This is a genomic window from Grimontia marina, from assembly GCF_900060185.1.
Lineage (GTDB): Bacteria > Pseudomonadota > Gammaproteobacteria > Enterobacterales > Vibrionaceae > Enterovibrio > Enterovibrio marinus.
In genome coordinates this window covers 1-4,291 of record NZ_FIZY01000112.1, presented here as the reverse complement: position 1 = coordinate 4,291, position 4,291 = coordinate 1, and the positions used below count along the sequence as shown (strand labels likewise).

The following is a 4,291-nucleotide window of genomic DNA, read 5'->3' as shown; positions in this document are numbered from 1 at the left end:
TACATCACCTTCAATGAAGCGTCGAGCCGTGCACTGATGCTGGGTGCACGTAACGGCGAGCAGGGTGCAGACAGCTTTATCAACGGGCAGGTAGACGATGTTCAGGTGTGGGGCCGTGCACTGAGCGGGAGTGAGGTGCAGGGTTACATGCTGACGCCACCGGTGGCGGGTGAAGCAGATTTATTGGCGTACTACGACTTCAGCCGCGCGAAGGGCCGCTGGGTAGAGAACGTGGCGACTGGTGAGTTTGATGCGCTGCTGTCAGCGAATAATTTGCTAAAAACCAAAATGAATTAAAATGTGAGTTAGGAAGGACTTATTATATATGTTTGCACATTGGATCGTGGCTTTATTTATTGCTATCTTTTTGTGGATAATAGCAAATTTACCCTCTTGCTCGTTTGATGAGCCGCCTCCTAACTCTCCATTAGGGCAGACACCCGACGATGATTGTGAGCGAGGTGCACCAATTTGGCATGTTGATGTTCGAAATCTAAATTTGGTTGTTACTGATACTCCTTTTTGGGTCAACTCGCCTAGTGGATATGATATTGAGTTTAACTTAACTTATAATGTACTAGCAAACGAAGACGAAGACAGTCATGTAGGAAGTAGGTGGAGTCACACCTATGGAAGCCATATAGAGTTTGACGAAAACGGTGATATATTACTCACGTTAAACAGTGGCAGAGTCGACTTATATAAAAAAAGATCAGATGATACGTATCAGATTCCTTCTAACTTGAAACTAGAAGGAGAGGCTCAGAACTCATATTATATAGAAAAAACTGATCAAGGTTTCAAACTCATTAAACCCAATGGCTATTACAGCTTGTATCAATCTGAGATAGATGGAAAGCACTACATAACTGAAAAAAACAGCTCGAATGGGTTGGTGTTTAGAGTTAATTATATAGAAAATAGTATCCAATATGTTGAAGATCATCTCGGTCGTAGAGTTAATTTTACATATATCGATAATAAAATCACTCAAGTAGTTGGCCCCTTTGGGCGTTCGGCTAATCTTACTTATGATATTGATGGTAATTTAACTTCTATTACTGATATGGAGGGATATAAGTCCGAATTTGGCTATGAAGACCGCGGTTATTTAAGTTATATTGAGAATATATTAGGTAAAACACTATTTTATCTGGAGATTGGAGACGAGAGTGTTACTAGGGATAGCGTATACCCAGCTCCCGGTGAAGAGTTAGGTAATAGTGTAAGACTGACCATCACTGATCCAGATAATAACAAATCTGAATACTTCTATAACTCCGCTAATGGTAGTACATATTACACGGCTCCAGAGCATTATAAGCCATATTTAGGTCCTGATTATAATAACTATAACTTTGATGTTCCAAAAGTGACTTATAGCTATAAACGTTATAGTAATAGCTATTCGAAAATATCGAAAATCGATTACCAAGATGACACCTGGATTAGGTTAAACTACGGTGATAATAAGTATCTTTCTACGAAAGAATACTCGGATGGAAGAGTCGAGAAATATACTTGGAGTGATAATGGACGCTTGTCTTCGAAGACCAATACCAATGGTGTAGAGACAACATATGAATATGATGAGAGCGTTAATATCCTTTCAGTCTCTAATGGACTAATAACAGAAACATTTCGATACGATGATAAAGGTCAGGTCATTTACCGGGATAATGGTTCAGGTTTAACGACTACCATTGAATATAACGATGATGGAAACCCCAAAAAGATTTCAACAAGTGAGGGTGACGTTACAGAGTATCAATACGACCTTAATGGTTATCTCGTAGGCTCATCTAAAAACGGCGAAAACCTTACAACATTGACACGAGATAGTTTAGGGAGAGTTGTTACTGCAACAGACTACATCGGCTACAGCACTCACTTTTCCTATAACGATATTGATACTCTTATCAGTGTACGATACCCGGGAGAGCGAGTTGTCGAATATGAGTTTGGTGCATGTCCAAGGTTGTTACAATCTAAGACGCTTCCCATGGGTCGACAGACACACTATGGTTATGACAACAATAAAAACCTCACTGAGGTTAGGCGGGCTGACGACTCAGAAATTAACTTGGGTAGAGATAAGTCTGGTCGCTTGATTAGCCTTACAGACGCAAACCAAAATACGACCAAGTTTGAGTATTCCGATACAGGTAAACTGCTCAAGAAAACCTATGCCGATGGTAGCCAGTTGGAGATGGTCTATCGGCAGGGTAGAGTACGAAAGATAGTCAATGCGAGAGGTATTGAAAAGCGTCTGACTTATAATGACTTAGGGCAGCTTGTCAATATCGATTATTCTGATGATACACCACCTGTATCATATACATATGATGTATTTGGCCGAATTGAGACTGCTACAGATCAATTTGGGACGACAACATATAGTTTCACAAATGATGGCTACTTATCTGGTATTGATGGTCCTCTAGCACAAGATAATATTGAAATAAAATACTCATTACAAAGGCAAGTTACTGGTATTTTTGTTAACGGTAAGGAAAATGCCATTTACGAGTATGATTCGTTGGGTCGAATTTTCAGAACAACAGCATTAGGAAATGCCTTCCAGTATTATTATAATTTATCAGGTTCTAACCCTAAAATAGTGTTGGAGTACCCAAATGGAATTAGAAAAGAAAGTACGATAAATAGTAGCGCTGATTTGAGCCAGATTAAGTACACATTAAATAATAATGTAATTGCTGACTATCAATATGGCTACAACCAAGCGGGACAAGTCAATAGCCAAGTAGGAACTAGTGAGTTTTATATACCGAAAAATATTGATGCCGAATATAACAACCTCAACCAATTCACAAAATGGCAAGGGCATAAAGGTCTTTTTGAGTATGACCGAGATGGAAATCCAATCAAAGGAATGTTGGACGATGATACTTATTATGAGGCAGTTTATGATGCGGAAAATAGGCTGGTTCAAATTGATTTTCAAAAAGATGGAGTGAGTTACTCTGAGCGCTTTGGTTATGATCATTCAAGTATGCTTGTGCAATATGAGCTTATTAAAGATGGTCAAATCGAAAGAATAAAAAGATTTGTCCGCCTTGGTTTAGTGGAATTACAACAAAGAGATGAAAAAGGTAATATTGATAGTGAGTTTTCATGGGCGCTCAATGCACCTGGGGGTATAGGCGGTTTACTTACTGCTAAGACCAATTCTGTTGAGCACTACTATGTCTATAACAATCTAGGTAATGTACAGAAAGTTATAGATAAAGAGGGGGGCCTAGTTGCAAATTACACTTATTCAGCATTTGGACAGTCGGAGCTTAGCGACTTTAGTACCCAGTCTTTTGGGTACTCTAACAAACGAAGCGATTTTGAGAGTGGTCTAGTATATTTTGGATATAGATTTTACTCACCCTATCAGCAGAGATGGCTTAACCGGGATCCGTTACAAGAGCAAGGTGGTATCAATCTTTATAAATATATTCATGGAGACCCTATAAACTTAGTTGATCCTAATGGTCTATGGGCCGTAAGCATTAGTTGGTATAATGGAATAGGTTTGGGTGGTGAGTTTGGGTATAACCCTGGAACAGGAAAATATTTTGGTAAGCTTCATTTTGGGTTAGGTGTTGAAGGTGGTGTTGGATTTGATCCATTTGAAGGCGGCGATGAGGATAAACAAAACTGTGGTGAATCCGGTTGGTCATCTGGAATTGAAGCTGATTGGTCGTTAAACTATGGTACCGGAGGTGTCGGCGGAAATACTGGTAGCAACTTTAATACTGGTGAAGCCGGAAATCCGGGAGACTTATTTAATACTGATGGAAAGTTTAATGGATTTGATAAGCCAGGTAAGATAGGCGGAGGTATACACACAGGGATCTACTTTGACTTTTTCTTTTGATTTTATCTCTAATTGCAAGGGTGATACATGCTCCGTTTTATTATTTTTATTTCGTTTGTGTCTTTACTACTAAGCGCTACTATTGGTGTTGTAATTGTTTCCCACTTTAAGAAAAACGGAGGAAAGGGGAGGTATTTAGATAATATATCTATTCTATTTAGAGGTGATGTAGAGTTGAGTGATGTGGGTTGTAAGGTCCGAAATCTTATTCGGAATACATTCATGATATCATTTTTGGTGTTTTTTGTTTCATTTTTCTACCTTCACTATTCTAATTAGTCGGCCCTGAAAAAGCCGTTTTTGCCATTAAGAAATCAAGCAAAAAATAGGGAAGCTGAAATACCAGCTTCCCTATTTTTTAGACAACTGCGCCTGCTTAGTCGCAATAGCATCCTTGTTCATTGT

Annotated in this window: 2 protein-coding genes; both read left to right on the top strand. The window is 39.0% G+C overall.

From position 1 onward, the window contains the following. On the top strand, positions 1-297 hold a 297-nt coding region (locus GMA8713_RS25140; protein ID WP_198159585.1), incomplete at its 5' end, for a LamG-like jellyroll fold domain-containing protein. A 28-nt stretch (positions 298-325) separates the two neighbouring features. Next, on the top strand, positions 326-3,886 hold the full coding sequence (locus GMA8713_RS25135; RefSeq protein ID WP_062715344.1) for an RHS repeat-associated core domain-containing protein: 3,561 nt from the start codon (positions 326-328) through the stop codon (positions 3,884-3,886). Positions 3,887-4,291: the final 405 nt, after the last annotated feature.